Origin of the sequence: Telluria beijingensis (assembly GCF_030770395.1) — a bacterium.
Lineage (GTDB): Bacteria > Pseudomonadota > Gammaproteobacteria > Burkholderiales > Burkholderiaceae_D > Telluria > Telluria beijingensis.
In genome coordinates this window covers 2,914,727-2,938,870 of record NZ_CP132480.1, presented here as the reverse complement: position 1 = coordinate 2,938,870, position 24,144 = coordinate 2,914,727, and the positions used below count along the sequence as shown (strand labels likewise).

General features: G+C 66.3%; 19 protein-coding genes, 1 other RNA gene, 1 pseudogene and 1 riboswitch. Of the genes and pseudogenes, 16 read left to right on the top strand and 5 right to left on the bottom strand.

The window, feature by feature from the left end; all coding sequences use genetic code 11:
* Nucleotides 1-43: 43 nt before the first annotated feature.
* Nucleotides 44-790, bottom strand: a complete 747-nt coding sequence (locus tag Q9246_RS13010) for an SDR family NAD(P)-dependent oxidoreductase (protein ID WP_306397964.1) — start codon at nt 788-790, stop codon at nt 44-46.
* Between the two features lie 182 nt (nt 791-972).
* Nucleotides 973-1,092, top strand: a riboswitch (ZMP/ZTP riboswitch).
* Nucleotides 1,093-1,198: 106 nt separating this feature from the next.
* On the opposite strand from Q9246_RS13010, the gene glyA reads away from it, so the two are divergent.
* From glyA to Q9246_RS12965, 9 genes are all read left to right on the top strand, one after another.
* Complete coding sequence (gene glyA, locus Q9246_RS13005) at nt 1,199-2,446, top strand: serine hydroxymethyltransferase (RefSeq protein WP_306397963.1); 1,248 nt, start codon at nt 1,199-1,201, stop codon at nt 2,444-2,446.
* A gap of 70 nt (nt 2,447-2,516) precedes the next feature.
* Complete coding sequence (gene nrdR / locus Q9246_RS13000) at nt 2,517-2,984, top strand: transcriptional regulator NrdR (protein WP_306397962.1); 468 nt, start codon at nt 2,517-2,519, stop codon at nt 2,982-2,984.
* 111 nt (nt 2,985-3,095) lie between these two features.
* A complete protein-coding gene (pilV, locus tag Q9246_RS12995; RefSeq protein WP_306397961.1) occupies nt 3,096-3,614 on the top strand; it encodes a type IV pilus modification protein PilV in 519 nt (172 codons plus the stop codon).
* Nucleotides 3,611-4,564: a PilW family protein gene (locus Q9246_RS12990; RefSeq protein ID WP_306397960.1), complete on the top strand. Its 954-nt coding sequence runs from the start codon at nt 3,611-3,613 to the stop codon at nt 4,562-4,564. Before pilV ends, Q9246_RS12990 begins: the two co-directional genes overlap by 4 nt.
* A gap of 7 nt (nt 4,565-4,571) precedes the next feature.
* Nucleotides 4,572-5,246 carry a pilus assembly PilX family protein gene (locus Q9246_RS12985; RefSeq protein WP_306397959.1) on the top strand — a complete coding sequence of 225 codons (675 nt, stop codon included), beginning with the start codon at nt 4,572-4,574 and terminating at the stop codon, nt 5,244-5,246.
* Nucleotides 5,243-5,704 carry a type IV pilin protein gene (locus Q9246_RS12980; RefSeq protein WP_306397958.1) on the top strand — a complete coding sequence of 154 codons (462 nt, stop codon included), beginning with the start codon at nt 5,243-5,245 and terminating at the stop codon, nt 5,702-5,704. Before Q9246_RS12985 ends, Q9246_RS12980 begins: the two co-directional genes overlap by 4 nt.
* Complete coding sequence (locus Q9246_RS12975) at nt 5,701-6,270, top strand: GspH/FimT family pseudopilin (protein ID WP_306397957.1); 570 nt, start codon at nt 5,701-5,703, stop codon at nt 6,268-6,270. Before Q9246_RS12980 ends, Q9246_RS12975 begins: the two co-directional genes overlap by 4 nt.
* Nucleotides 6,271-6,288: 18 nt before the next feature.
* Nucleotides 6,289-7,419 (top strand): bifunctional diaminohydroxyphosphoribosylaminopyrimidine deaminase/5-amino-6-(5-phosphoribosylamino)uracil reductase RibD, encoded by a 1,131-nt coding sequence (ribD, locus tag Q9246_RS12970; protein WP_306397956.1) that lies wholly within the window; start codon nt 6,289-6,291, stop codon nt 7,417-7,419.
* A gap of 34 nt (nt 7,420-7,453) precedes the next feature.
* Nucleotides 7,454-8,080, top strand: coding sequence for a riboflavin synthase (locus Q9246_RS12965; RefSeq protein ID WP_306397955.1), 627 nt, complete (start codon nt 7,454-7,456; stop codon nt 8,078-8,080).
* Between the two features lie 18 nt (nt 8,081-8,098).
* Here the strand turns inward: Q9246_RS12965 and Q9246_RS12960 are convergent, their stop codons facing one another.
* Nucleotides 8,099-11,011, bottom strand: a complete 2,913-nt coding sequence (locus tag Q9246_RS12960) for a M16 family metallopeptidase (protein WP_306397954.1) — start codon at nt 11,009-11,011, stop codon at nt 8,099-8,101.
* Between the two features lie 75 nt (nt 11,012-11,086).
* Nucleotides 11,087-13,753 (bottom strand): two-component system response regulator, encoded by a 2,667-nt coding sequence (locus tag Q9246_RS12955; RefSeq protein ID WP_306397953.1) that lies wholly within the window; start codon nt 13,751-13,753, stop codon nt 11,087-11,089.
* A gap of 347 nt (nt 13,754-14,100) precedes the next feature.
* Here Q9246_RS12955 and ribBA point away from each other — a divergent pair, with 347 nt between their 5' ends.
* From ribBA to nusB, 3 genes are read left to right on the top strand one after another with little or no spacing between them, the layout of a single operon-like run.
* A complete protein-coding gene (gene ribBA / locus Q9246_RS12950; protein ID WP_306397952.1) occupies nt 14,101-15,213 on the top strand; it encodes a bifunctional 3,4-dihydroxy-2-butanone-4-phosphate synthase/GTP cyclohydrolase II in 1,113 nt (370 codons plus the stop codon).
* A 40-nt stretch (nt 15,214-15,253) separates the two neighbouring features.
* Complete coding sequence (gene ribH / locus Q9246_RS12945) at nt 15,254-15,733, top strand: 6,7-dimethyl-8-ribityllumazine synthase (RefSeq protein WP_306397951.1); 480 nt, start codon at nt 15,254-15,256, stop codon at nt 15,731-15,733.
* Between the two features lie 19 nt (nt 15,734-15,752).
* A complete protein-coding gene (gene nusB / locus Q9246_RS12940) occupies nt 15,753-16,223 on the top strand; it encodes a transcription antitermination factor NusB (protein ID WP_306397950.1) in 471 nt (156 codons plus the stop codon).
* A gap of 150 nt (nt 16,224-16,373) precedes the next feature.
* Here nusB and Q9246_RS12935 read toward each other — a convergent pair whose 3' ends face one another.
* Complete coding sequence (locus Q9246_RS12935) at nt 16,374-17,279, bottom strand: transglycosylase SLT domain-containing protein (RefSeq protein WP_422802370.1); 906 nt, start codon at nt 17,277-17,279, stop codon at nt 16,374-16,376.
* A 518-nt stretch (nt 17,280-17,797) separates the two neighbouring features.
* On the opposite strand from Q9246_RS12935, the gene ubiD reads away from it, so the two are divergent.
* From ubiD to Q9246_RS12915, 4 genes and pseudogenes are all read left to right on the top strand, one after another.
* Nucleotides 17,798-19,282 carry a 4-hydroxy-3-polyprenylbenzoate decarboxylase gene (gene ubiD / locus Q9246_RS12930; RefSeq protein ID WP_306397948.1) on the top strand — a complete coding sequence of 495 codons (1,485 nt, stop codon included), beginning with the start codon at nt 17,798-17,800 and terminating at the stop codon, nt 19,280-19,282.
* A 265-nt stretch (nt 19,283-19,547) separates the two neighbouring features.
* An RNA gene (gene ffs / locus Q9246_RS12925) (signal recognition particle sRNA small type) lies at nt 19,548-19,646 on the top strand.
* 146 nt (nt 19,647-19,792) lie between these two features.
* A pseudogene (dnaX, locus tag Q9246_RS12920) lies at nt 19,793-20,995 on the top strand (DNA polymerase III subunit gamma/tau); the annotation flags it as partial.
* A gap of 522 nt (nt 20,996-21,517) precedes the next feature.
* A complete protein-coding gene (locus Q9246_RS12915) occupies nt 21,518-22,744 on the top strand; it encodes an amidohydrolase family protein (RefSeq protein ID WP_306397947.1) in 1,227 nt (408 codons plus the stop codon).
* A gap of 10 nt (nt 22,745-22,754) precedes the next feature.
* Here the strand turns inward: Q9246_RS12915 and Q9246_RS12910 are convergent, their stop codons facing one another.
* Nucleotides 22,755-24,137 (bottom strand): sensor histidine kinase, encoded by a 1,383-nt coding sequence (locus Q9246_RS12910; protein ID WP_306397946.1) that lies wholly within the window; start codon nt 24,135-24,137, stop codon nt 22,755-22,757.
* Between the last annotated feature and the right edge of the window lie 7 nt (nt 24,138-24,144).

Here is a 24,144-nt window from a genome sequence, read left to right as displayed (position 1 = left end):
GATCCATTACCAATCGGAGGGACCGCAAGCGGTCCTCCCCACATCAGGTGCGCTTGACGTTAAATGGCGAGAAGCCCTGGCAAGTGGGCATCAGTTCGATACTGTTCACATTGACATGCGGTGGCAGGGTCGCAATCCAGTAGGCGGTGTCGGCAATATCCTTGGCCGTCAGCGGCTGCGTGTTCTCGTACACTTTGGCCGCCGCCGCGTCGTCGCCCTTGAAGCGCACACTCGAGAATTCAGTACCACCGCACAGTCCTGGCGCGATATTGGTCGCGCGCACGCCAGTGCCGACCAGGTCGGCGCGCAGGTTCAGCGTGAACTGCTCGACGAAGGCCTTGGTGGCGCCATACACATTGCCACCCGGGTAAGGGTAGTGACCGGCCACCGAACCGATATTGATCACCAGGCCGCTGCCGCGCGCGACCATGTCGGGCAGCACCGAGCGGGTCATCGTCACCAGACCCTGGCAATTGGTCGCGATCATGGTGTCCCAGTCTTCCAGCGGCACCTCGTGGGCCGGGGCCGTGTTCAGGGCCAGGCCGGCATTATTGACCAGCACGTCGATCGGCCGCCATTCGGGCGGCAGGCCGGACAGGGCGGCCTCGATCGAGGCGCGGCTGGTGACGTCCAGCGTGACTGCCAGGGCGGCCTCGCCCAGTTCGGCGGCCAGGCCGGCGATGCGGTCGGTGCGGCGGGCGGCCAGCACGACGCGGTGGCCATGCGAGACGAAGGTGCGCGCCATTTCGGCGCCGAAGCCGGCCGATGCGCCGGTGATGAAGACGATCATATTGGGTCCTTGGGATGGGCGACAGGGTGGCAGGCGGGAGAGGCGAAGCGCGCTGCCGAACCATAAAATTGTAGCCGAAACGACCATGGGTCCGCTGGCGCGCCCCCATTCGGCCCCGGCTTGCCGCCTGGACAGCGGTTTCCTTGCCCTACGATGGGGAGTTCAGTACAATTTGGAGTCCTTACGTCTCACGTAACTGGCGAAACACCGCGTGCGCGCACCATCAGGATGCGCGGCGCGGCTAAGGTGGGCAACCACCGGGGAATGTGAGACGCCATACGCCGTTCGCCTGGGCAGCCATCAACCGGTACGCGTCGATCGCGGTTGCCTGCGCCCGTCCATACGGCCCGCTCCCGCACCCGATTCGGCACGATCAGTTGCCTGGAATACTATCGATTGGAGTTTTACATGTTTGCCAAAGACCATACGCTCGCCAATATCGACCCGGAACTGTGGGATGCAATCCAAAAAGAAAACGTTCGCCAGCAAGACCACATCGAGCTGATCGCCTCCGAGAACTACACCTCGCCGGCCGTGATGGAAGCGCAGGGCTCGCAGCTGACCAACAAGTACGCCGAAGGCTATCCAGGCAAGCGCTACTATGGCGGTTGCGAATACGTCGACGTCGCCGAACAACTGGCGATCGACCGCCTCAAGGAACTGTTCGGCGCCGAAGCCGCCAACGTCCAGCCGAATTCGGGCTCGCAAGCCAACCAGGGCGTGTTCTTCGCCATGCTCAAGCCGGGCGACACCATCATGGGCATGTCGCTGGCCGAAGGCGGCCACCTGACCCACGGCATGTCGCTGAACATGTCGGGCAAATGGTTCAACGTCGTCTCGTACGGCCTGACCCCTGAAGAAGACATCGACTACGAAGCGCTGGAAAAACAGGCACACGAGCACAAGCCGAAGATGATCATCGCCGGCGCATCGGCATTCGCGCTGCGTATCGACTTCGAGCGCATCGCCAAGGTGGCCAAGGATGTCGGCGCCTACTTCATGGTCGACATGGCCCACTACGCCGGCCTGATCGCCGCCGGCGAATACCCGAACCCGGTGCCGCACGCCGACTTCGTGACCTCGACCACCCACAAATCGCTGCGCGGCCCGCGCGGTGGCATCATCCTGATGAAGGCCGAGCACGAAAAAGCCATCAACTCGGCGATCTTCCCCGGCATCCAGGGCGGTCCGCTGATGCACGTGATCGCCGGTAAAGCCGTCGCGTTCAAGGAAGCGCTGTCGCCGGAGTTCAAGACCTATCAGCAGCAGGTCGTGAAGAACGCCAAGGCACTGGCTGAAACCCTGATCGCGCGCGGCCTGCGCATCGTGTCGGGCCGTACCGAATCGCACGTGATGCTGGTGGACCTGCGCGCCAAGGGCCTGACCGGCAAGGAAGCCGAAGCGATCCTGGGCCAGGCCCACATGACCTGCAACAAGAACGGCATCCCGAACGACCCACAGAAACCGTTCGTCACCTCGGGCATCCGCCTGGGCAGCCCGGCCTTCACCACCCGTGGCTTCAAGGAAGAAGACGCGGTCACCGTGGGCAACCTGATCGCCGACGTGCTGGACAACCCGCACGACGCCGCGACCATCGAGCGCGTGAAGGGCGAAGTCAAGAAGCTGACCGACAAGTACCCGGTCTACGCCCGTTAATTTTTACGATGTACGCGGGCCGGTTCGCCGGCCCGCTCGGTATCAATGTTGTACCTGCAGCCCCGGCGCCATGAAATGTCCCTTTTGCCAGCATGAAGAAACGCAAGTCCTCGATACCCGCGTATCCGAGGAAGGGGATGCCATCCGGCGCCGGCGCCGCTGCGGCAAGTGCGACAAGCGCTTCACGACCTATGAGCGCATCGAACTGTCGATGCCCATCATCGTCAAGAAGAATGGCAGCCGCACCGAATTCGCATCGAGCAAGCTGCGCGGCAGCCTGATGCTGGCGCTGCGCAAGCGCCCGGTGGCGGCCGAGGCCATCGACGCCGCCGTCGCCTCGATCGAGGAAAAGCTGCTCACCAGCGGCCGGCGCGAAGTCGCCAGCGTGTATGTGGGCGAGCTGGTGATGGAAGAGCTCAAGCGCCTCGACAAGATCGCGTATATCCGCTTCGCCTCCGTCTACAAGAATTTCGAGGACCTGGATTCCTTCCAGGCGGCGCTGGCCGAAGTCGGCCACCAGCGCAAGCTCGACAACTAAGCACGCTTCCAAGTTCCGTTTTACGTCCGGCGCACGCTTGCGCCGACGCATGCGCGGTATGCACCCTGGCTGATAACTTCTCTGCTCGCACAGCGTGAGCGGAGGTGTCATATGCAGGCGCGCGGTTTCACCCTGATCGAAGTCCTGGTGGCCTTGTTCGTGCTGGCCGTCGGCGTGCTCGGCGCCGGCGCCGCGCAACTGGCCGCCCTGCGCACGCGCCAGCAGGCGGCGCTGGGTTCCGAGGCGGCCCAGCTGGCATCATCGCTGGCCGCGCGCATGCAGGCCAATGCCCACGTGGCCGGGCTGCCCGACGGCGCCAACCCCTATCTTGCGCTCGACTACGACGCGGCCGTCCATGGCCCGCCCGCGGGTGGCGCCACCTGCTTCGGCGTGGGCGCCTGCGATCCGCTGGCGCTGGCGGCTTTCGACCTGCACGAGATGAGGCTGGCGCTGCACCGCGGTTTTCCGGGCGGGCGCATCGCCGTCTGTCGCGACGACGCGCCATGGAGCGCCGAGCACGGCCGCTATCGCTGGGGGTGCAGTGGGGATGCGGGGGCGCCGCTGGCGATCAAGATCGGCTGGGACGGCACGGGCGACGCGCCGGCTCACGTGCTGCTGGTGGCGCGATGAGCATTGTTCGTTCTCGCACACGGCAGGCCGGCCTGACGATCGCAGAGCTGATGGTGGCGATGGCGCTCGGCCTGGCAGTGCTGCTGGCGGCCGGTGCGCTCCTGATCGGCAGCGTGCGCGCGCATGTCGCCGTCACGGACTCGGTCGAGATGGACGACGGCGGCCGCTACGCCGTCGATGCGCTGGCGCGCGCGATCCGGCTCGCGGCGCACGTCGACTGGGCGGCGCATCCGGCGCCCGATCCGGCGGCGCCGGCGAGAATTGCGGGCCTCGATGCCCACTCGCTCGCGCGCACCGTGCCCGGGATCGACGGCCCCTTGCCCGACGAAGTCAACGGCAGCGACGTGCTGGCCCTGCGCTTTCCCGGCAGCGGCGCACCGCCCGCTGGCGATGGCGCGACCCTCGATTGCGCCGGATTTCCGGTGCACCGCAACGAGGAGGGCTGGAGCATCTTCTATGTCGCGCGCAATGCCCAGGGCGAGGCCGAATTGCGCTGCAAGTACCGCGGCGCGACCAACTGGTCGTCGGACGCGGTGGCGGGGCGGGTGGACGGTTTCCAGGTGCTGTATGGGCTGGATGCCGATGGCGACGGCGTCCCGGAGCGTTACCTGAACGCGACCGGTATCGCGGCGCTCGATGCGGCGCTGGTGCTGGCCGGCGCCACGCCCGACGAACAGGCCGCCGACCTGCGCAAGCGCACGCACTGGAAGCGGGTGGCGCTGGTGCGGGTGGCGCTGCTGCTGCACGGCCCGCGCCTCGATCCTGGCGCGCAGCAGGCGGTGGTGTATGACCTGTTCGGGCCGGATCACGGCGCCACCTATGCCGCTGGCGACCTTGGCACGCGGCTGGACGCGGCGACGCTGGACGAATCAAGCGATGGGCGCGGACGCCGCCTGCGCAAGGTGTATGGCGTGACCGTCGCTTTGCCGGTGGCGCCTGATCCCAGGTGAGGCGCGCATGGCGACTTCGTATCCAGCACCGCGCCGGCAGCGGCAAGACGGCATTGCGCTCCTGACCGCCCTGATCCTGATGCTGGCGGTGCTGATGACCGGCATCGCCTCGACCCGCGGCGCCCTGCAAGGCGCGCGCGCCGCCGCCCATGAACGCGACCGCCTGCTGGCGCTGCAGATGGCCGACGCCGCGCTGCTGGACGCCGAACGCGACATCGAAGGCGGCGCGGAGCCAGGTTCGGCGCGCGCCAACGCCATCGCCGGCGGCAGCGCCGACGCCTTCGTCGCCGGCTGTGGCGGCGGCCGGCCCTACCAGGGTCTGTGCGCGCTCGCGGCCGATCCGGACCAGGTGCCGGCCTTGCTGGCCGGCGACGATGGGCCCGCGCTGGCGTTCGGCAGCGTCACCGGGGCGATGCTGCCGGAGGGCGAAGGCGCGCTGCCCATCGAGGCGCCGCGTTACCTGATCGAATTGATGCCGGAATCGCCGGAAGGCCGGCTGTACCGGATCGTGGCGCGCGGCGCCGGCAGCCTGCCCGGTACCCACGCCGCGCTGCAGGCCTATTACCGCAAGCCGCCGGGCGGCCTGCCGGGCCGGCGCGTCGGCTGGCGCGAACTGGGCGACTGGAGCGAGACGGTGGCCGCCGCCGGGGCGACCGCCACGACAGGGGAGGGCAGGCGATGACACGGCGCGCTCACGGGTTCACGCTGGTCGAGTTGCTGGCCGTGCTGGCCATCCTCGGCATCCTGGCGGCGACCGCCTATCCCTCGTATGCGCGCCAGATGGCCAAGGCGCGCCGACTGGAAGCCCAGCTCGCGCTGCTGGACACGATGCAGCGCCAGGAACAGCACCGGGCCCTGCACCATACCTACCTGGCGTTCTCGATCGAGGCGGAGGATGGCGATAGCGGCGATGCCGGTCCGTTCCCGGCCTGGAGCGGCAGCAGCGCCGCCGCCAGCGCCTACGAGCTGGATGGTTATGCCTGCCCAGGCCAGGACATCGCCCACTGCATCGAATTGCGCGCCCGGCCCGGAACGGCCAATGTCGACACCGGATTCGTCGACCCTGACTGCGGCACACTCACGCTCGACAGCACCGGCCGGCAAACGGCCAGCGGGCCCTCTCCACGCTGTTGGCCATGAAGTTGGCAATACAGCGGCGCCGTTGCGCCGGCCTGTCCCTGGCCGAGCTGGTGGTCGTCCTGGGCATGGTCGCGGTGACGGCGGCGGTGGCCGCCCCCAATCTGCACCAGCTGCTGCGCGGCCAGCAGTTGCGCACGGCCTCCGGCGACCTGCACGGCGCGATCCTGCTCACCCGTTCGCAGGCGATCGCGCGCAACGAGCGGGTCAAGCTCACGCCCAACGACGAGGCGGGCCGCGACTGGTCGCGCGGCTGGACCGTCTACGTCGACCGCGACAACGACCGCCGCCCGGGCGAAGACGACGAAATCCTGGCCGTGCACGCGCCTCTGCCGGAAGGCTTGCAGGTCAGCTATTCCTTCACCAGCCCTGCGCCGCCGCAGTACATCGCCTACAATGGCGCGGGACGCAGCTGCAGCGACACCAACGGCGCCGCCTCGCGCCTCGGCACGCTGTCGCTATTCCACGGCGGACAGGTGCGCCGTATTAAAATCAATATGCTCGGGCGTGCGCGCCTGTGCAATCCCGCCCGCGAAGACGGGTGCGACGGCGCCGCGGCGCCGCCCTGAAACAAGGTAACTACCCGCATGAGTACGGACACGAGCGCGTACAGCGAACTGATTCTGAACGATACCGACGGCATGGCCCTGGCCCTGGACTGGGCGGCGCGCGGCATGTACATCACCGCGCCGAATCCGCGCATCGGTTGCGTGATCGTCAGGGACGGCATCGTGATCGGCGCCGGCCACACCCAGCCCGCCGGCCAGGCCCATGCAGAGATCCAGGCGCTGCGCGACGCCGCGGCGCGCGGCAACGACGTGCGCGGCGCCACCGCCTACGTCACGCTGGAGCCGTGCAGCCACCACGGCCGCACGCCGCCGTGTTCCGATGCCCTGGTGCGGGCCGGCCTGGGGCGGGTGGTGGCGGCCATGGTCGACCCGAATCCGCTGGTGGCCGGCCGCGGCCTGGCCCAGCTGGAGGCCGCCGGCATCGAGGTCAAGGCCGGCGTGCTGGCCGAGGCCGCGCAAGAACTGAATATCGGCTTCTTCTCGCGCATGGTGCGCGGCCTGCCGTGGGTGCGCCTGAAGGTCGCGGCGAGCCTGGACGGCGCCACGGCCCTCACCAATGGCGAGAGCCAGTGGATCACCGGCGAAGCGGCGCGCGCCGACGGCCACGCCTGGCGTGCCCGCGCCGGCGCGATCGTCACCGGCATCGGCACCGTCAAGGCCGACGATCCGCAACTGACCGTGCGCGGCATCGACACGCCCTTGCAGCCGCGCCGCGTGATCGTCGACAGCCGCCTCGACATCGATGTGAATGCCCGCATCCTGCAGGGCGAGCCGTGCTGGATCGTGGCGGCCGTCGACCACCAGGACAAATCGGCCGCCTTGCAGGCCGCCGGCCACGAAGTGATCATGCTGCCGAACGCCAATGGCAAGGTCGACCTGCCGGCCCTGATGCGCGAGCTGGGCCGGCGCGAGATCAATGAAGTGCACGTCGAGGCGGGTTCGAAGCTGAACGCCTCGATGGTGCGCGAAGGCTGCGTCGACGAATTGCTGGCCTACCTGGCGCCAAGCCTCATCGGGCCGGGACAGGGCATGTTCGACCTGCCCGCGCTCGAGCGACTGGGCGAGCGCCGCCAGCTGCGCTTCCACGACGTGGCGCGCGTGGGCGACGACCTGCGCATCCTGGCCAGGTTCGTCGAACCGGCCGCCTGACCCCCGAACAAGACATCAACACGAAGGAATTACTATGTTTACTGGAATCGTCGCCGCCGTCGGCAACATCACTTCCGTCGCGCCGCTGGCCGGTGGCCTGGACGCCGGCGTGCGCCTGGTCGTCGATGCCGGCCCGTTGCCGCTGCTCGACGTCGCCCTGGGCGACTCGATCGCCATCAACGGCGCCTGCATGACCGTGGTCGAGAAAACCGACAAGGCGTTCACGGTCGACGTCTCGCGGGAGAGCTTGAACAAAACGGTGGGCCTTGAAAAAACCGGCGAAGTGAACCTGGAAAAGGCGCTGACCCTGGCCGAACGCCTGGGCGGCCACCTGGTCTCTGGCCACGTCGATGGCCTGGGCGTGGTGCACAGCTTCGAGCCGGTTGGCGAGTCGTTCGAGCTGGTGATCGACGCGCCCCACGAGCTGGGCAAGTTCTTGGCCTATAAAGGCTCGGTGGTGGTCAATGGCGTGTCGCTGACCGTCAACCGCGTGGCCGACCTGGAAGCCGACGGCGACAAGGTGTGCCGCTTCTCGATCAACCTGATCCCGCACACGATCGAGGTCACCACGCTCAAGCACCTGAAGGCCGGTGCGAAGGTCAACCTCGAGATCGACCTGATCGCGCGCTACGTCGAGCGCATGCTGTCGGCGGCGCGCTGAAACTGATCGCGGTTCGCCTCAAGAACCGGTCGCCGGCTTGCCGGCAGCCTTGGCCACCTTGGCCGCGGCCTGCGTCTCGGGATTGAGCACCACCTGCACATAATTCTTCGTGTCGAAATAGCGCCGCGCCGCCGCCTTGATGTCGTCGGCCGTCAGGGCCTGCACCTGCTTTTCGACGGAAAGAATCGCGGCCGGATCGGTCCCTTCGGTCAGCGCCGACTGCAGGTTCGCCACCCAGTAGCCATTCTCGCGCAGCGAGCGCCGGTGGTTCTGGATCCAGCCGGTCTTCACCTTGTCCAGTTCGGCCGCGTCCGGGCCTTTTTCCTGTAGCCGCGCGATCTCGGCGAAGGTCGCGGCGATCACCTTGTCCACGTGTTCCGGCCCGGTCGGCAGGCTGATGCCGACCGAGTAGTTCCCGTACGGGATCTTGCTCAGCGTGCCGCTGGCGCCGCCGCCATAGATCATCGCCATCTTTTCACGCAGCACCTCGATGATGCGCAGGTTCGTCACTTCGATCAGCGCCGACAGGCGCAGCTGCTCGGCGTCCGAGAACTCGGCCGGGCCGGTGAAGTTGAGCGCGATCGTGCTCTTCGGCTCGGAGCCGCTGCGCACCTCGCGCTTGACGATGCCGGTCGCCGGGCGCAGGCCGACGTCGCGGAAGGCGACCGGGATGTCCGGCGTCGGCAGGGTGCCGAGATAGGTCGCCAGCAGCGGCCGGATCTTCTGTTCGTCGAAGCTGCCGACCAAAATGAAAGTCAGGTCCTTGGCGCTCGAGAAGCGCTGGCGGAAGATGTCGATGCTGCGATCGAGGTCGATCCTGGCGTATTCGGCGGCGTCCAGCGTGCGCGGCGCCCGCGGGTGGTTGTTGTACAGCGCCGAGACCAGCGCGTCGTTGAAGTAGCGGCCCGGCAGGCTGCTCTGGTTGCGCGCGATCTCGGCCTGCTTGTCGATATAGGCGTGGAACAAATCCTCGTCGCGGCGCACCTCGGCGAACTTCAGCCACAGCAGCTGCAGCATGGTCTCGACGTCGGTGGCGCCCGAGGCGCCCGCGATCACGTCGGTATAGCTGCCCAGGCCTACGGTCACGGTGGCCGCCTTGCCGGCCAGGATCTTGCGCATGTCGAGCGGGGTGAAATCGCGCGTGCCCATGCTGGCCACGATCGCGTTCGAGAAGCGCGCGTTGAGGATGTCCTGGTCGGGGAACAGGCTCTGGCCGCCCGGACGGGCCGCGCTCAGCATCACCTGGTCGTTGCGGAAGTCCGTGGGCTTCAGGATCACCTTGACGCCGTTCGACAGGGTCAGGCGGGTCAGGCCCAGCGCCTTGTCGTGCTGCTCCGACGTGATCTTGCCCGGCTGCGCCGGCCGCTCCATCAGGCGCGTCGCCAGCAGTTTTTCGTCCTGCCGTTCGACCGGCTTGCGCGCGGCCTCGCTGACCGCCGCCAGCAGTTGCTCGCCGGTCGGGGCGTCGGGCGCATTCGGCTTGCCGACGCCGGTGTACAGCACCAGCTTGCCCGAATCCGCCGGGATGGTGCGGCGCGCATAGCCATTCATCTCGTCGAGCGAAATGCCCGGCACCAGCTGCTGCACATAGCGGTACTCGGTCTCGATGCCGGGAATGGCTTCGTCCTGCAGGAAGTTGCGGATGTATTCGGCGGCGTAGCTGCCCGAATCGCTCTTGGCGCGCTCGAGCCAGGCCTGCTCGTAGCTGCGCATCAGGTTCTTCTTGGCCCGCTCGAGTTCCTGTTCGCCGAAGCCGTGCTGGCGCGCGCGCTCGTTTTCCTGGACCAGTGCCGCGATCGCCGGCAGGGCGCCGCGCGGGCCGATGGCGGCCGACGAATTGTACGAATGGTAGCGCGGGGTCAGCTTGCCCAGCGAGCTGCTGGCGCCCAGGTAGGGCGCGTCCGGCAACTGCGACAGTTCCGCCAGGCGCTGGTTGAGCATGGTGCCGAACAGCGACTGCACCAGCTCTTCGCGGTAGGCGCCGATGGTGCCCAGTTCGCGCACTGGCTGCACCGGATAGCGGATCAATACCGCGTTGCCATTGGCTTCCGGGTCCGTCACGACCAGCGCCTCGGTGTCGGCGCGCGCGGGAATCGTGGCGTACTCGCGCGGGCGCGGATTGGCCGGGTTTTTCAGGCGCGCAAAATGCTGCTTCACCAGGCGCTCGGCGCGCGCCGGATCGACGTCGCCGACCACCACCACCGCCATCAGGTCGGGGCGGTACCAGTCGCGGTAGAAGCGCTTCAGGGCGTCGGGCTTGAAATTCCTTAACACGTCTTCACGGCCGATCGGCAGCCGTTCGGCATACTTCGAGCCATTGAACAGGCGCGGATAGATCTGCTTGCCCATGCGGTCCGAAGCGCCCTTGCCCAGGCGGAGCTCTTCCAGCACGATGCCGCGTTCCTTCTCGATCGCGTCGTCGTCGAAGCGCACGCCGTGGGCCCAGTCCTCGAGCACCTGGAACGCCTTGGTCACGTTCTCGGGCTTGTCGGTCGGGATGGGGAGGATGTAGACGGTCTCGTCGAACGAGGTGTACGCGTTCAGGTCGGCGCCGAAGCCCACGCCGATCGACTGCAGGTAGGACACCAGCTCGTGCTTGCGGAAGTTGGTGGTGCCGTTGAAGGCCATGTGCTCGACGAAGTGGGCCAGGCCGCGCTGGTCTTCGTCTTCGAGGATCGAGCCGGCCTTGACCACCAGGCGCAGTTCGAGCTTGCGTTCGGGGCGCGCATTGCGCTGGATGTAATAGGTCAGGCCGTTATCGAGCTTGCCGACCTTGACCTGCGGGCCGACCGGGATCGGCGCATCCATCTGCAGCGCTGGTAACTGCTCCTGCGCCTGGCCTGCCTGCGGCGCGCCATGCGCCAGCGGGGACAGTCCCAGGGCCGCGGCCAATACCAGCAAGGGCAGGCCGCGCGTGAAGTTGTTGCTCATTCAGTAGTTTCCGGATGACTTGTTGATTGCATTCTACATGGCGCAAGGGCGGGCACGGCTGAGCTTAAGATTGGCCTAAAGGACCACCCGCCCCGTCGCCAGCAGCCGGGCCATCTCGTCGGCCGGCATCGGCCGCCCGTACAGATAGCCCTGCAATACGTCACAGCCGAGGGAGCCGAGAAAATCGCGCTGGCCGACCGTTTCCACCCCTTCGGCGACCACCGCCAGCGACAGGCCCTGGGCCAGGGCAATGGTGGCCTGGGCGATGGCGGCGCTGCGCTGTTCGGTGGCGATATTGCGCACGAAGGTCTGGTCGATCTTGAGTTTGTCGAGCGGGAAGCGCGACAGGTAGCCGAGCGACGAGTAGCCGGTGCCGAAGTCGTCCAGCGACAGCGATACCCCCAGCGCGCGCAGTTCGGCCATTTGCGCCTCGGCCGCCGCGCTGTCGCCCAGCATCACGCTCTCGGTCAGTTCGACCTCGAGCCAGCGCGGGGCCAGGCCACTGTCCTGCAGGGCGGCGCGCACGACTTGCGCCACGGTGCCGGCCTTGAACTGGCTGGCCGAAACATTCACCGCGACCCGCACCGGCGCCAGGCCGGCGTCTTGCCAGGCCTTGTTCTGGCGGCAGGCCTGGCGGATCACCCATTCGCCGATCGGGTGGATCAGGCCCGTGTCCTCGGCCAGAGGGATGAAGTCGGCGGGCGAGACCGGGCCGATTTCTTCGCTGCGCCAGCGCAGCAGGGCTTCCATGCCGACCACGCGGCCATCGGTCAGCGAGACCTGCGGCTGGTAGTGCAGCGACAGTTCGTCGCGCTCGATCGCGCGCCGCAGGCGCGTTTCCAGCGCCAGCCAGCGCAGCGCCTCGGCGTTCATCTCGCCCTTGAAGAACCGGAAGCCGTTGCGGCCCGAATCCTTCACGTGGGTCAGCGCGGCGTCGGCCGCCTTGAGCAGGTCGCCCGGTGCGTCGCCGTCGCGCGGGTAGACGCTGATCCCGATGCTGCCGGTGACCACCACGTCGTGCCCATCCACCGGGTGTGGCTGGGACATGGCGTCGATCAGGCGCTGGGCCGTGTAGATCACGTCGTCGGTGTCGTCGAAGCTGGTCAGGAGCAGCACGAATTCGTCGCCCGACAGGCGCGCCACGGTGTCGGTCGGGCCGGCCACCTCGCTGGCGCGGCGCGCGACTTCGCGCAGCACGGCGTCGCCGGCCGCGTGGCCGAGGCTATCGTTGATGCGCGACAGGCGGTCGACGTTGAACAGCAGCAGGGCCACCTGGCTGGCGTCCTGGCGCGCCGCGGCCAGCGCCTGCTGCATGCGGTCGTTGAACAGCGAGCGGTTCGGCAGCAGGGTCAGTGCGTCGTGGTTGGCCAGGAAATCGAGCTGGTGGTGGGCCGCCTTCAGGGCCGACAGGTCGGTCGACACCGAGACATAGGCGGTGATCTCGCCGGCGTCGTTGCGCACCACGCTCAGGCTGGTGCGCTCGGGGTAGATCTCGCCGTTCTTGCGGCGGTTCCAGACCTCGCCGCGCCACTGGCCGTCCTTTTCCAGGCACTCCCACATCGCGCGGTAGAAGCCGGGATCGTGGCGGCCCGAGCGCAGCATCGAGGGGCTGCGGCCGACCACCTCGGATTCGAGGAAGCCGGTGATCTCTTCGAAGGCCGGATTGACGGCCACGATGCGCGCGTCGGCGTCGGTCATCAGGATCGCCTCCTGCGTGCTGTCGAACACCTGGCGCGCCAGTTCCAGCCGGTGCTCGCTGTCGCGCAGGGCGGCGTCGGTGTCGGCGCGCGCGATGGCCTCGAGCTGCAACTGGGCCGCATGGCGCTGCACGACTTCGTACAGGTTCAGGTTTTCATAGGCCACCGCCAGCTGGGCCGCCAGCGCCGTGGCCCAGCGTTCTTCCTCGTCCGAGAACGGCGCCGCGCCGACGCGCCGGGTGCAATACAGCCAGCCGAGCGGATGCTGCAGGTCGTGCACCTGCAGGCCGAGCAGGTGGCCGACTTCCGGGTGGTGCTGGGGCAGGGTGGCCAGCAGGGCGTCGTCGCCATCCAGGCGCAGCGGCGCGCGGGCGCGCAGCAGCACGCCGGGCAGTTCCTTCTCGCGCAGCGCATAGTCTTCGAGCAGGCCGCCGTCGACACCGTGCGTGCACAGGTGGCGCACCGTGCGTTCGGTGCTGGCCAGCAGGCACAGGGCGACGCAGTCGGCATTGAGCACGCGCCGCGCGGCGTCGACGAAGGCGCAGGCCAGGGCCTCGACGCGGCGCTCGCCCACCAGCATCATGCACATGCGTTCGAGTTCGGACAGGCGCGCGCAGAGGTCGAACGGCAGGTCGCGCTCTTCGTCCAGCGGCAGGCTGGGCGCCGGCGCCCCGCGCGCCACGCCCAGCTCGGCGGCGACGGCTTCGAGGATGCGTTGCGGCTCGGCCGGTTTGCCCAGCACCGTGGTCACGCCGCAGCGCGCCGCCATCGCCAGCGTCTCGCGCTCCGAATACACGGCCGAGAAGAAGATGACGCGGGTCGCGCGCAGCGCGGGATCGGCGCGCAACTGCTGGACGAACTCGTAGCCGTCCATGGTCGGCATCAGGATGTCGGTGATGATCAGGTCGGGCCGTTCGGCGCGCGTGATGGCCAGCGCCTGGGCGCCGTCCTCGGCCTCGAGCATCCGGTGGTCGGTATAGCCGAGCAGGGCCGACAGGTAGCTGCGGTTGCTGGGACGGTCATCGACGATCAGGATCGTAGCCATCAGCGACGCCTGCCGCAGTATGCGGCGTCTCGATGACCGATTGGGAGGACTACCGGCATGGCGACTCCGAAAAATTACAGCAGCATCGCCTCGACGAATGCGGCAAAGATGTCATTATCATAATCCAGCTTGGCCCGGGCACAGTGCGGTGCTGCACGCAAAAACATTGAGCTTAGCAATTTAAAGCCGCAAAATCATTAGTTGTTGCTCAATCGTAACGCTGGTTGACGTCCCGGCGTGGCTGTGCTGCCGATTTGGGGATAGGCAAGGGGGGAATGCGGTTGAACGTCTGTAAATCCATTAAAATAGCGGATTACGCATAACCCTCCCGTTTCAAGGAATCCCGTATGTCTATTTCCAGCACCGAGGACATCGTTGCCGAACTTCGTGCCGGCCGCATGGTCATCCTGGTCGACGAAGAAGATCGCGAGAACGAAGGCGACCTCGTGCTTGCAGCCGACTTCGTCACGCCCGAGGCGATCAACTTCATGATCCGCCATGCGCGCGGCCTGGTCTGCCTGACCCTGTCCGAAGAAATCTGCGACCGCCTGGCGCTGCCGATGATGACATCCCGTAACGGCACCTCGTTCGGCACCAACTTTACCGTGTCGATCGAAGCGGCCGAAGGCGTCACCACCGGCATCTCGGCGGCCGACCGCGCGCGCACCATCCAGGTGGCGGTGAACAAGGGCACGACCCCGGACGACCTGGTGCAGCCGGGCCATATCTTCCCGCTGCGCGCCCAGAAGGGCGGCGTCCTGATGCGCGCCGGGCATACCGAAGCGGGTTGCGACCTGACCCACATGGCGGGCCTGACCCCGGCCTCGGTGATCTGCGAGATCATCAAGGAAGACGGCACCATGGCGCGCCTGCCCGACCTGGTCGAGTTCGCCAAAGAACACAACCTCAAGATCGGCACCATCGCCGACCTGATCCACTACCGCAGCCAGAACGAATGCCTGGTCGAGCGCGTTGCCGAGCGCACGCTCTCGACCGAGGCCGGCGAATTCCAGCTGGTCGCCTTCCGCGACGCGCCGAGCGGCTCGGCCCACCTGGCCCTGGTCCATGGCGAGCTGTCGCCCGAGAAAGAAGCGCTGGTGCGCGTGCACCAGCCGGTGTCGATCCTCGACCTGCTCGAGAACCGCGCCACCACCCACTCCTGGGACATGGCGTCGGCCATGAAGACCATCAAGGCCAGCGACGCCGGCGTGATCGTGCTGCTCAATTGCGGCGAAAGCGCCGATCAACTGTTCGCCCAACTGGCGCCGCAGGACGGCAAGGCGAACCGCGCTGGCGCCCGCGCCGCGTCGATGGACTTGCGCACCTACGGCATCGGCGCCCAGATCCTGCGCGCCCTGGGCGTGGGCAAGATGCAGCTGCTGGCCAATCCGCGCAAGATGCCGTCGATGACCGGTTTCGACCTGGAAGTCACGGGCTACGTGCCGCGTCCCGAAGCCTGAAGCACCCAATCAACCAACACGGAATACAAAGAGGTCAGCCATGACGGTAGGAACTTTTGAAAGCAATCTGCAGGGCGAAGACCTGCGCATCGGTATCGTGCAGGCCCGTTTCAACGCCGACGTCGGCCACGGCCTGCTGTCGTCCTGCCTGGCCGAACTCAAGCGCCTGGGCGTGGCCGACGAAGACATCCTGCACGTGACCGTGCCGGGTGCGCTCGAAGTGCCGCTGGCGCTGCAGCGCATGGCCGTCACCGAACAGTTCGACGCGCTGATCGCGCTGGGCGCCGTAATCCGCGGCGAAACCTACCACTTCGAGCTGGTGTCGAACGAATCGGGCGCCGGCATCACCCGCATCGGCCTCGACTACGGCATTCCGATCGCCAACGCGATCCTGACCACCGAGAACGACGAGCAGGCCGAAGTCCGCATGGCCGAGAAGGGCGGCGACGCCGCGCGCGTCGCGGTCGAGATGGCCAACCTCCTGATGGCGCTGGACGAGCTGGTGCCAGAGGACGAATAACAGTAAAGGCAAGAACACAATGACTGACAAGAGCACGCACGCCAACCCCAGCAAGAACCGCACGCCGCGCCACCGCGCGCGCGAGTTCGCGCTCCAGGGTCTGTATCAATGGCTGCTGAATAATGAATCGGCACGGGTCGTGGCGACCAATATCCGCGGCGCCCACGGTTTCGACAAGGCCGACAGCGAGTTCTTCTCGGCGCTGCTCAATGGCGCGATCAGCACCTCGATCGAGCTGCGCGAGGCGATCGCCCCGCTGATCGACCGCGCCATCGGCGAGCTGTCGCCGATCGAGCACGCGGTGCTGCTGCTGGGCGCCTACGAGCTGAAGAATCATCCCGAGATCCCGTACCGGGTCGTGATCAACGAGGCGGTCGAATTGACCAAGTCGTTCGGCGGGATCGATGGGCACAAGTACGTCAATGGCGTGCTGGACAAGCTGGCGTCGAAGCTGCGGCCGGACGAAGTGGCGGCGAACGAGCGTCGTTGATCGGCGGGTTCAGTTGCAATAAAAAAGCCACCGTGCGCGAGCCGGTGGCTTTTTTGTTGGGCGGTTTCCGTGTCTATATATATGTAGTGGTGCGCGCACATGCAAGAAAGCCACCGCCGCAGCGGTGGCTTAAGGACTTCCTCGCGACGATTACAGCCCTGCCAGCGGCTCCACGTTCGGCACCTTCGCGCCGGTAGTGGACACGGTGGTGGTCTCCTGCATCGGCTTCGCCTCAGGCTTGGCCGTGTCGGTCTCGGTCTGCTTGGCGGTCATGATCGTGGCTGGCGCCGGCGCCACGCGCGGGGTGCGCACGGGAACGTTCTGGCCTTTCGAGACTTTCTTGAGCAGCTTGTACTCGGCCAGCACCTTGTTGCCGTAGCCCGAATCGGTTTCCAGGTCGGCCGCGCCGACATAGGTCTTCAGGCCGCCTTCGATCGAACCGGTGCGCTTGACGTAATCCTTCAGGATCAGGGCGCCGACACGGATGTTGGCGACCGGATTCAGGGCCGCCTGCGGGCCTCCGACGTCCTCGAACTTGTCGTGATGGACCTTTGCCATGACCTGCATCAGGCCCTTGGCGCCCATCGCGCTTTCGGCGAACGGGTTCAGGCCCGATTCGATCGCCATCACGGCCAGGATCAGCAGTGGGTCGAGCTTGAGCTCATGCGCCGTCAGATAAGCGGTCGAGACCAGCATATTGGCGGCGTCGCCGGCTACGCGATAACGCTTGGACAGCCACTTGGTCACGTACTGCTGCTGCTTGCTATCTCCCAGCATCGCATGCGAATCGCGCAAGTGCGTCGTTTCGACGGCAACCGCCTCGACCACGGCCTTCGGCGTCGACGCGACGACAGGCGCCACCGGTACGGCGGCGACGGTGACTGGCTGCGGATGCAGCATCTCAGAGACGCGCTTGGCGAAACTGTCATTGGTATACAGCAGCGCCAGCATGGCGACTGCGGTCAGACCGAACACGGTCAGGGTAGTGCGTGCGGTTTTCAAGAGTCCGCTTGCCGTTTTGCTCACGGAAGACCACGTGATTGGCTGGCTCGCCATGGATTGCACGAGCCTTGCGCTCGTGACCAAACGATGAAACATCGAATTTTCCCCTTGTCGCGGCAAAAAGGATCCCGTCGTCTCGCTCGGAGCGATACGGTGGATGGACTTTTGCCGTGCATCAGAAAATCGTTTGTCGCCGCGACGCGGCCGACTAACGCCGTCATTGCTTTGCTTCAGCTGGCTGCTAACCCGGAGGGCAGGGACCAGTGGCTCAACAACTGTCTCGGGGGTTTGGGCAGACGCCCAAGAGAAAACACTCCTTAAAATGTCATATGGGGCCCCGACCCCGTGAATGCATGAGAACAGCTAAAATTGTGTCAAAAAAGGTAAGGCCGTCTCATCAAGTAGGACGGATTGTAGGGGTGGACCTTATATCAAGTCAACCCTAGCACGCTCGATCCTTATTACTTTTGGTTCTGATGAGGTCGCCTTCCAAATGGAAACACTTGACGAATCAATCACTTGGCACCACCCTCTCACTTACGTTCTGCAATCGAAGAAATGCACAAAACTTGATGAAATATACAGACTTGCGTGATTTTATGGCCCAGCTCGAACGCATGGGCGAGCTCAAACGTGTTGACATTCCGGTATCGCCCCACCTCGAAATGACCGAAGTCTGCGACCGCACCCTGCGCGCCGCCGGCCCCGCATTGCTGTTCAGCCAGCCGAGCGGGCACACGATCCCCGTCCTCGGCAACCTGTTCGGCACCCCGCGCCGGGTGGCGCTGGGCATGGGCGCCGACGACCTGGGCGAGCTGCGCCAGATTGGCCACGTGCTGGCGCGCCTGAAGGAACCCGAGCCGCCCAAGGGATTCAAGGACATCATGGGCATGGGCTCGCTCGTCAAGGCGGTGTGGGACATGGCGCCGAAGGAAGTGAAGGGCGCCCCCTGCCAGGAAATCGTGTGGGAGGGCAAGGACGTCGACCTCGGCCGCCTGCCGATCCAGCACTGCTGGCCGGGCGATGTCGCGCCCCTGATCACCTGGGGCCTGGTCATCACCAAGGGGCCGAACAAGAAGCGCCAGAACCTGGGCATCTACCGCCAGCAGGTGCTGGGGCCGAACAAAGTGATCATGCGCTGGCTGGCGCACCGCGGCGGCGCCCTCGATTTCCGCGAGCACGCGCTGGCCAATCCGGGGCAGCCGTATCCGATCGCGGTGGCGCTGGGCGCCGACCCGGCCACCATCCTGGGCGCCGTCACGCCGGTGCCGGACACCCTGTCCGAATACCAGTTCGCCGGCCTGCTGCGTGGCAGCCGCACGGCGCTGACCAAGGCCATCGGTAGTGAATTAAGGGTTCCAGCGTCGGCCGAGATCGTGCTCGAAGGGCATATCCATCCGGATGAAAACCACCCGTCGGGCTTCGAGCATGCGCTCGAGGGGCCGTATGGCGACCACACCGGCTACTATAATGAACAGGATAGTTTCCCGGTGTTCACGATCGACCGCATCACGATGCGGCGCGACCCGATCTATCACTCGACCTATACCGGCAAGCCGCCGGACGAGCCGGCCGTGCTGGGCGTGGCGCTCAACGAAGTCTTCATTCCTCTGCTGCAGAAGCAGTTCACCGAAATCACCGACTTCTACCTGCCGCCGGAAGGCTGCAGCTACCGCATGGCGGTAGTGCAGATGAAGAAGCAGTACGCCGGCCACGCCAAGCGGGTGATGTTCGGCGTGTGGAGTTTCTTGCGCCAGTTCATGTATACGAAGTTCATCGTCGTGGTCGACGAAGACGTCGACGTGCGCGACTGGAAAGAAGTGATCTGGGCCATCACGACCCGCGTCGACCCGACCCGCGACACGGTGATGGTCGACAATACTCCGATCGACTACCTCGACTTCGCCTCGCCGATCAGTGGCCTGGGCAGCAAGATGGGGATCGATGCCACTAATAAATGGCCCGGTGAAACCAATCGCGAGTGGGGCACCCCGATCGTGATGGAGCCGGCGGTCAAGAAGAAGATCGACGAGATCTGGGGGCAGTTGGGGATTTGAGCGAGCAAGCCGGCATGCCTGTTTTATCCCACCTCCCTTGGCACGTCGTTCCCGCGCAGGCGGGAACCCGATTTTCCTTGCGCTGACGCTACGTTTGATCGAGCTGGCTGAGCGAAGAACTCAGGTACCCGCCTCCGCGGGTAGTCGTTACCTCCAGTGGAGGTAACGACGTGCTGGTGCTAGCGTCGGAATGGTTCTGGCGGGCTGCTTGGGGAGACGATGGCCCATTTCCCTAAACGCTTTACCCTAAGGTATAATGAGCGCTGGCGGGCCCCTGCGCATTGTGGCATGGTTTACCTGGTCAGGTCGGGAACGAAGCAGCCAAAGCCGTTCACCGCAAGTGCCGCAGATCAGGCTCGCCTCTTATCTCTCCCCCCTGTAGTTACTCCCTTCTTCTCGTTGTTCGGTCCTGGCGTAGCCGCGTCCATCGCAGACGTTGCCCATGCCGTTTGCCCAAGTGCATGCCCCCGTTTTGTTCGCGGCGCCTCTCATCTGCGGTAAAATCGTGGCATGTCCTATCAAGTCCTCGCCCGCAAATACCGTCCCAAGAACTTCGAAACGCTGGTCGGCCAGGAGCACGTCGTCCGTGCGCTGAGCCATGCCTTGCGCACGGAGCGCTTGCACCACGCCTATCTGTTCACGGGCACGCGCGGGGTCGGCAAGACCACCCTGTCGCGCATCCTGGCCAAGTCGCTCAATTGCACCGGCCCGGACGGGCAGGGCGGGATCACGGCCGAGCCGTGCGGCCAGTGCGAAGCCTGTCGCGCGATCGATGCCGGCCGCTTCGTCGACTATATCGAGATGGACGCGGCGTCCAACCGCGGCGTGGACGAGATGGCCCAGCTGCTGGAACAGGCGGTCTATGCGCCGAGCAATGCGCGCTTCAAGGTCTATATGATCGACGAGGTGCACATGCTCACCAACCACGCGTTCAACGCGATGCTCAAGACGCTCGAAGAACCGCCGCCGCACGTCAAGTTCATCCTGGCGACGACCGACCCGCAAAAGATTCCCGTCACGGTGCTGTCGCGCTGCCTCCAGTTCAACCTCAAGCAGATGCCGCCGGGCCATATCGTCGGCCATCTCGAGAACATCCTGGGGCAAGAGGGCGTGACCTTCGAGCAGCCGGCCCTGCGCCTGCTGGCGCAAGGCGCCCACGGCTCGATGCGCGATGCGCTGTCGCTCACCGACCAGGCGATCGCCTATGCGGCCGGCCAGGTCACGCTCGACGCGGTGCAGGGCATGCTCGGCGCGCTCGACCAGTCTTACCTGGTGCGCCTGCTCGATGCGCTGGCGGCGCAGGACGGCGCCGACCTGATGGCGGTGGCCGACGAGATGGCCAGCCGCAGCCTGTCCTATAACGGCGCACTGCAAGACCTGGGCACTCTGCTGCACCGGATCGCGCTGGCGCAGTCGGTGCCCGGCGCCGTGCCGCAAGACTTGCCCGAGCTGGCCGATATCATGCGCCTGGCCGGCGTCTTCGAGCCGCAAGAAGTACAGCTGTACTACCAGATCGCCGTCCACGGCCGCAACGAGATCGGGCTGGCGCCGGACGAATACGCCGGCTTCACCATGACCCTGCTGCGCATGCTGGCCTTTCGCCCCGGACAGGGTGGGGCCGAAGCACCGGTAGCGCCGCCCGCCGCCGCGCCAGTCGGCGCCTCGCCGGCGCGCGCTGCCGCCGCGGCTGCGGCCAGCCATGCGGCGGTGACGTTAATCCTGTCCACCATTCCGGTGCATCTCACTCTGACCCTCTTTGTTTTTGGGCCAGTCTGGCACTGCGGGTATTGAAACACATTCCCGGCTTCATTTGGTTTTATAGCTGAAACTATTTGGCCTGAAAATCAGGTTTCATCCATGAGGGTCAGAGTCGATTTATCGAGCAATTTTCCAAGTTGTCAGTTAATTCGACTCCGACCCTATGGTAATCCCAAGCTATTACCCAAGAATTAGGGTCGGAGTAGATTTAATTCGTAATTGATTTACTGAAGTTGTCAAACAATTTTACTCTGACCCTAATTGATGGGTGGGTGCGTGGCGTCGGGTAGGGGGAGTCGATTGTAGAATGGCATGGTTATTCGGGATAGGGGAATTGCCATGCGGATGCTTTGGTGCGGTTTTGTGGTGGCGGTATTGATGGGGTGGTCGCAGTTGACGCTGGCGGGGGCGTTGTTGATCCAGAATGCGCATGTGCTGAGTTTCGATCCCCAAGTTGGCGATCGGCGGGGGGCGGATGTGCTGGTGCGGGAGGGGCGGATCGTCGAGGTCGGGCGGGGGCTCGAGGCGGCGGGGGTGGAGCGGATCGATGCGGCTGGCATGATCTTGATGCCGGGGCTGGTCGATACCCATAATCATCTGTGGCTCAGCGCGGCGCGCGGGCAGTTTCGCAATACGGCGCGGACCGATTATTTTGTGCTCAAGAAGCATTTGGGGCGGCACTATACGGCGCGCGATATTGAAGTTGGTACCTATTTCGGGGCGCTCGAGACGCTCGCGTCGGGGGTGACGACCACTGTCGACTTTTTCCATAATCTGCGCAGCCCGGCGCATCTCGATGCGGCGGAACGGGCGCTGCGGCGTAGCGGGATCCGGGCGCGGTTGTTGTATGGGGCGCATGACGACTTGCCGGGGCATGAGAGCGTCGATCTCGAGCACCTGGCAGCCGTGGCGGGACGCATGCGGCAGGGGATGGTGACGCTGGGATTTGGCTGGCGTGGGGTGGGTGAGGGGGCGCCAGCCCTGCTGGAGAACGGGCGGCGCGAGGTTGCGGCGGCGCGTGCGCTCGGCTTGCCGGTGTCGGTGCACTCGGGCGGCAAGCGCAATGGCGCGCTGGTCGCGAGCGGACTGCTCGGCAAGGATGTGCAGATCGTGCATGCCACTGGCGCCACGCCTGGCGAACTGGCCGCGTTCCGCGCGGCCGGCAGCGCGCTGTCGCTCACGCCTGTCACCGAGCAGCGGGTCGGCTATGGTCTCACCGTGCTGAGCGACTATCAGGACGTGGGCCGCCTCGGCCTGGGCATCGACGGCACCGCGCTGGCCGGCAGCGCCGACCTGTTCGCCAATATGCGCCTGCTGGCGCTTACCGAGTCCGGCGCCAGGAAGGCCGAGACGGCGGTCGCGCCGCGCCGCATCCTCGAACTGGCCACCATCGAGGCCGCGCGCTCGATCGGCATGGACGACCAGATTGGTTCGATCACGCCCGGCAAGCGCGCCGACCTGATCCTGGTCGATCCGGGCGCGCTCAATATGGCCCTCTCCAGCGAGGACGATCCCTATGCCCTGGTCGTCTATTCGGCCACGCCGGCCAATGTCGATACCGTGATCGTCGACGGCGTCGTCCGCAAGCGCGGCGGGCGCCTGCTCGGCGTCGACGTGCCGCAGGCGATGAAGGATGCGCGCGGCTCGATCGAGGCGATCATGGAGCGCGCCGGGCCGGTGCCCGCGCCCAACGCCGGCAAATGAGGCCGGGCGCTCAGCGCGCCTGCGCCGCCGGATTGGCCTGCAGGCGCAGGGTGGCGCGCAGGCCTGGGTGGTTGTCTTCCAGGGTCAGCGCGCCGCCATGCAGGCGCGCCACGGCCGAGACCACGCTCAGGCCCAGGCCCACGCCCGGCGTGCCGCGGCTGGCGTCGACCCGGTAGAAGCGCTCGATGACGCGCGTGCGCTCGTGCTCCGGGATGCCGGGGCCATTGTCGGCCACCACCACCGCCACCGTGTCGGCGTCCAGGCGGCGCGCGGTGATCGCGATCGTGCCCCGCACCGGGGCGAACTTGAGGGCGTTGTCGGCCATATTGCCCAGCGCCTGGGCCAGCAGCACGGGGTCGCCCACGACCCGCAAGTCTTCCGGGGCGTCGAAGCCCAGGTCGATGTCCTTCAGCTCGGCCACCGGGCCGTAGAATTCGGTCACCTCGGCGCCCAGCGCCGCAAGGTCGACCTCGACGAAGCCCCCGCGCCGGCTGCCGCTGTCGATCTCGGCGAGGCGCAGCAGCGCATTGAAGATGCCCATCACGCGGTCGACGTCGTCGATCGCGGCGTCGATCTCGGCGAAGGTCTCTTCGCCCGCGGGACGCGCCACCGACAGCTCCTCGAGCCGCGCGCGCAGTTCGGACAGGGGCGTGCGCAGGTCGTGCGCGATCGCGTTCGACACGTCCTGCACCCCGGTCACCAGGTGCTCGATCTGGTCCAGCATGCGGTTCACGGTGCGCGTCAGCTGCTGCAGCTCGTCGCCGTCGCACGGCTCGACCAGGCGGTGCGACAGCTTGCCCTCGATGATCGAGGCCGTGGTCTGGCTGATGCGCTGCACCCGCCCCAGCAGCGCGCGCCGGATCAACACCCCACCCAGCGCCGCGCCCACCAGCACCGCCAGCGCGCAGCCCAGCAGGCCATAGGCGAACAGGCGCTCGAGCTGCTGGAAGCGGTCCAGGTTGCTGGCCACCAGAAGCATATAGCCGTCTTCCAGCGTCACCCGCACCAGTTCCACGTTGCGCGGCTTGTCGTCGACCCGGATCGTCACCTGGCACAGGCCATCGCGTTCCGGCACGCCCTCGGGCCACTCCGGCAGGTTGCCGGCCAGCTTGGCGCCGTCGGGGGCGACCAGCAGCATGATCTTGCGCACGCCATCGTTGACGCCATGGACCTGGCTATCGATCGCCGCCGCCAGCGCCGGCGGGCCCTGGCGCTCGAACAGGTTGCTCAGGTGGCGCGCATCGGACTTGAGTAGCTGGGTGCGCACCTCGCCGATGTTCTTGTGCCAGGCGAACCACAGCGGACCGGCGAACATGGCCAGTACCAGCAGGCTGACGACGGCGTAGCCGATCGCGATGGTGCGCGCGGAAAACCCGGGCAGGCGCAGGTTCAAGAATGCC

Bases quoted from the DNA above. Each gene is read 5' to 3' on its own strand.
- Q9246_RS12990 (WP_306397960.1), top strand. From the start codon at position 3,611: ATGAGCATTGTTCGTTCTCGCACACGGCAGGCCGGCCTGACGATCGCA.
- ribD (WP_306397956.1), top strand. From the start codon at position 6,289: ATGAGTACGGACACGAGCGCGTACAGCGAACTGATTCTGAACGATACC.
- ubiD (WP_306397948.1), top strand. From the start codon at position 17,798: ATGAAATATACAGACTTGCGTGATTTTATGGCCCAGCTCGAACGCATG.
- Q9246_RS12935 (WP_422802370.1), bottom strand. From the start codon at position 17,279: ATGGCGAGCCAGCCAATCACGTGGTCTTCCGTGAGCAAAACGGCAAGC.
- Q9246_RS12975 (WP_306397957.1), top strand. From the start codon at position 5,701: ATGAAGTTGGCAATACAGCGGCGCCGTTGCGCCGGCCTGTCCCTGGCC.
- pilV (WP_306397961.1), top strand. From the start codon at position 3,096: ATGCAGGCGCGCGGTTTCACCCTGATCGAAGTCCTGGTGGCCTTGTTC.
- Q9246_RS12985 (WP_306397959.1), top strand. From the start codon at position 4,572: ATGGCGACTTCGTATCCAGCACCGCGCCGGCAGCGGCAAGACGGCATT.
- Q9246_RS13010 (WP_306397964.1), bottom strand. From the start codon at position 790: ATGATCGTCTTCATCACCGGCGCATCGGCCGGCTTCGGCGCCGAAATG.
- ribH (WP_306397951.1), top strand. From the start codon at position 15,254: ATGACGGTAGGAACTTTTGAAAGCAATCTGCAGGGCGAAGACCTGCGC.
- nrdR (WP_306397962.1), top strand. From the start codon at position 2,517: ATGAAATGTCCCTTTTGCCAGCATGAAGAAACGCAAGTCCTCGATACC.
- Q9246_RS12980 (WP_306397958.1), top strand. From the start codon at position 5,243: ATGACACGGCGCGCTCACGGGTTCACGCTGGTCGAGTTGCTGGCCGTG.
- Q9246_RS12960 (WP_306397954.1), bottom strand. From the start codon at position 11,011: ATGAGCAACAACTTCACGCGCGGCCTGCCCTTGCTGGTATTGGCCGCG.
- Q9246_RS12955 (WP_306397953.1), bottom strand. From the start codon at position 13,753: ATGGCTACGATCCTGATCGTCGATGACCGTCCCAGCAACCGCAGCTAC.
- glyA (WP_306397963.1), top strand. From the start codon at position 1,199: ATGTTTGCCAAAGACCATACGCTCGCCAATATCGACCCGGAACTGTGG.
- ribBA (WP_306397952.1), top strand. From the start codon at position 14,101: ATGTCTATTTCCAGCACCGAGGACATCGTTGCCGAACTTCGTGCCGGC.
- Q9246_RS12965 (WP_306397955.1), top strand. From the start codon at position 7,454: ATGTTTACTGGAATCGTCGCCGCCGTCGGCAACATCACTTCCGTCGCG.
- nusB (WP_306397950.1), top strand. From the start codon at position 15,753: ATGACTGACAAGAGCACGCACGCCAACCCCAGCAAGAACCGCACGCCG.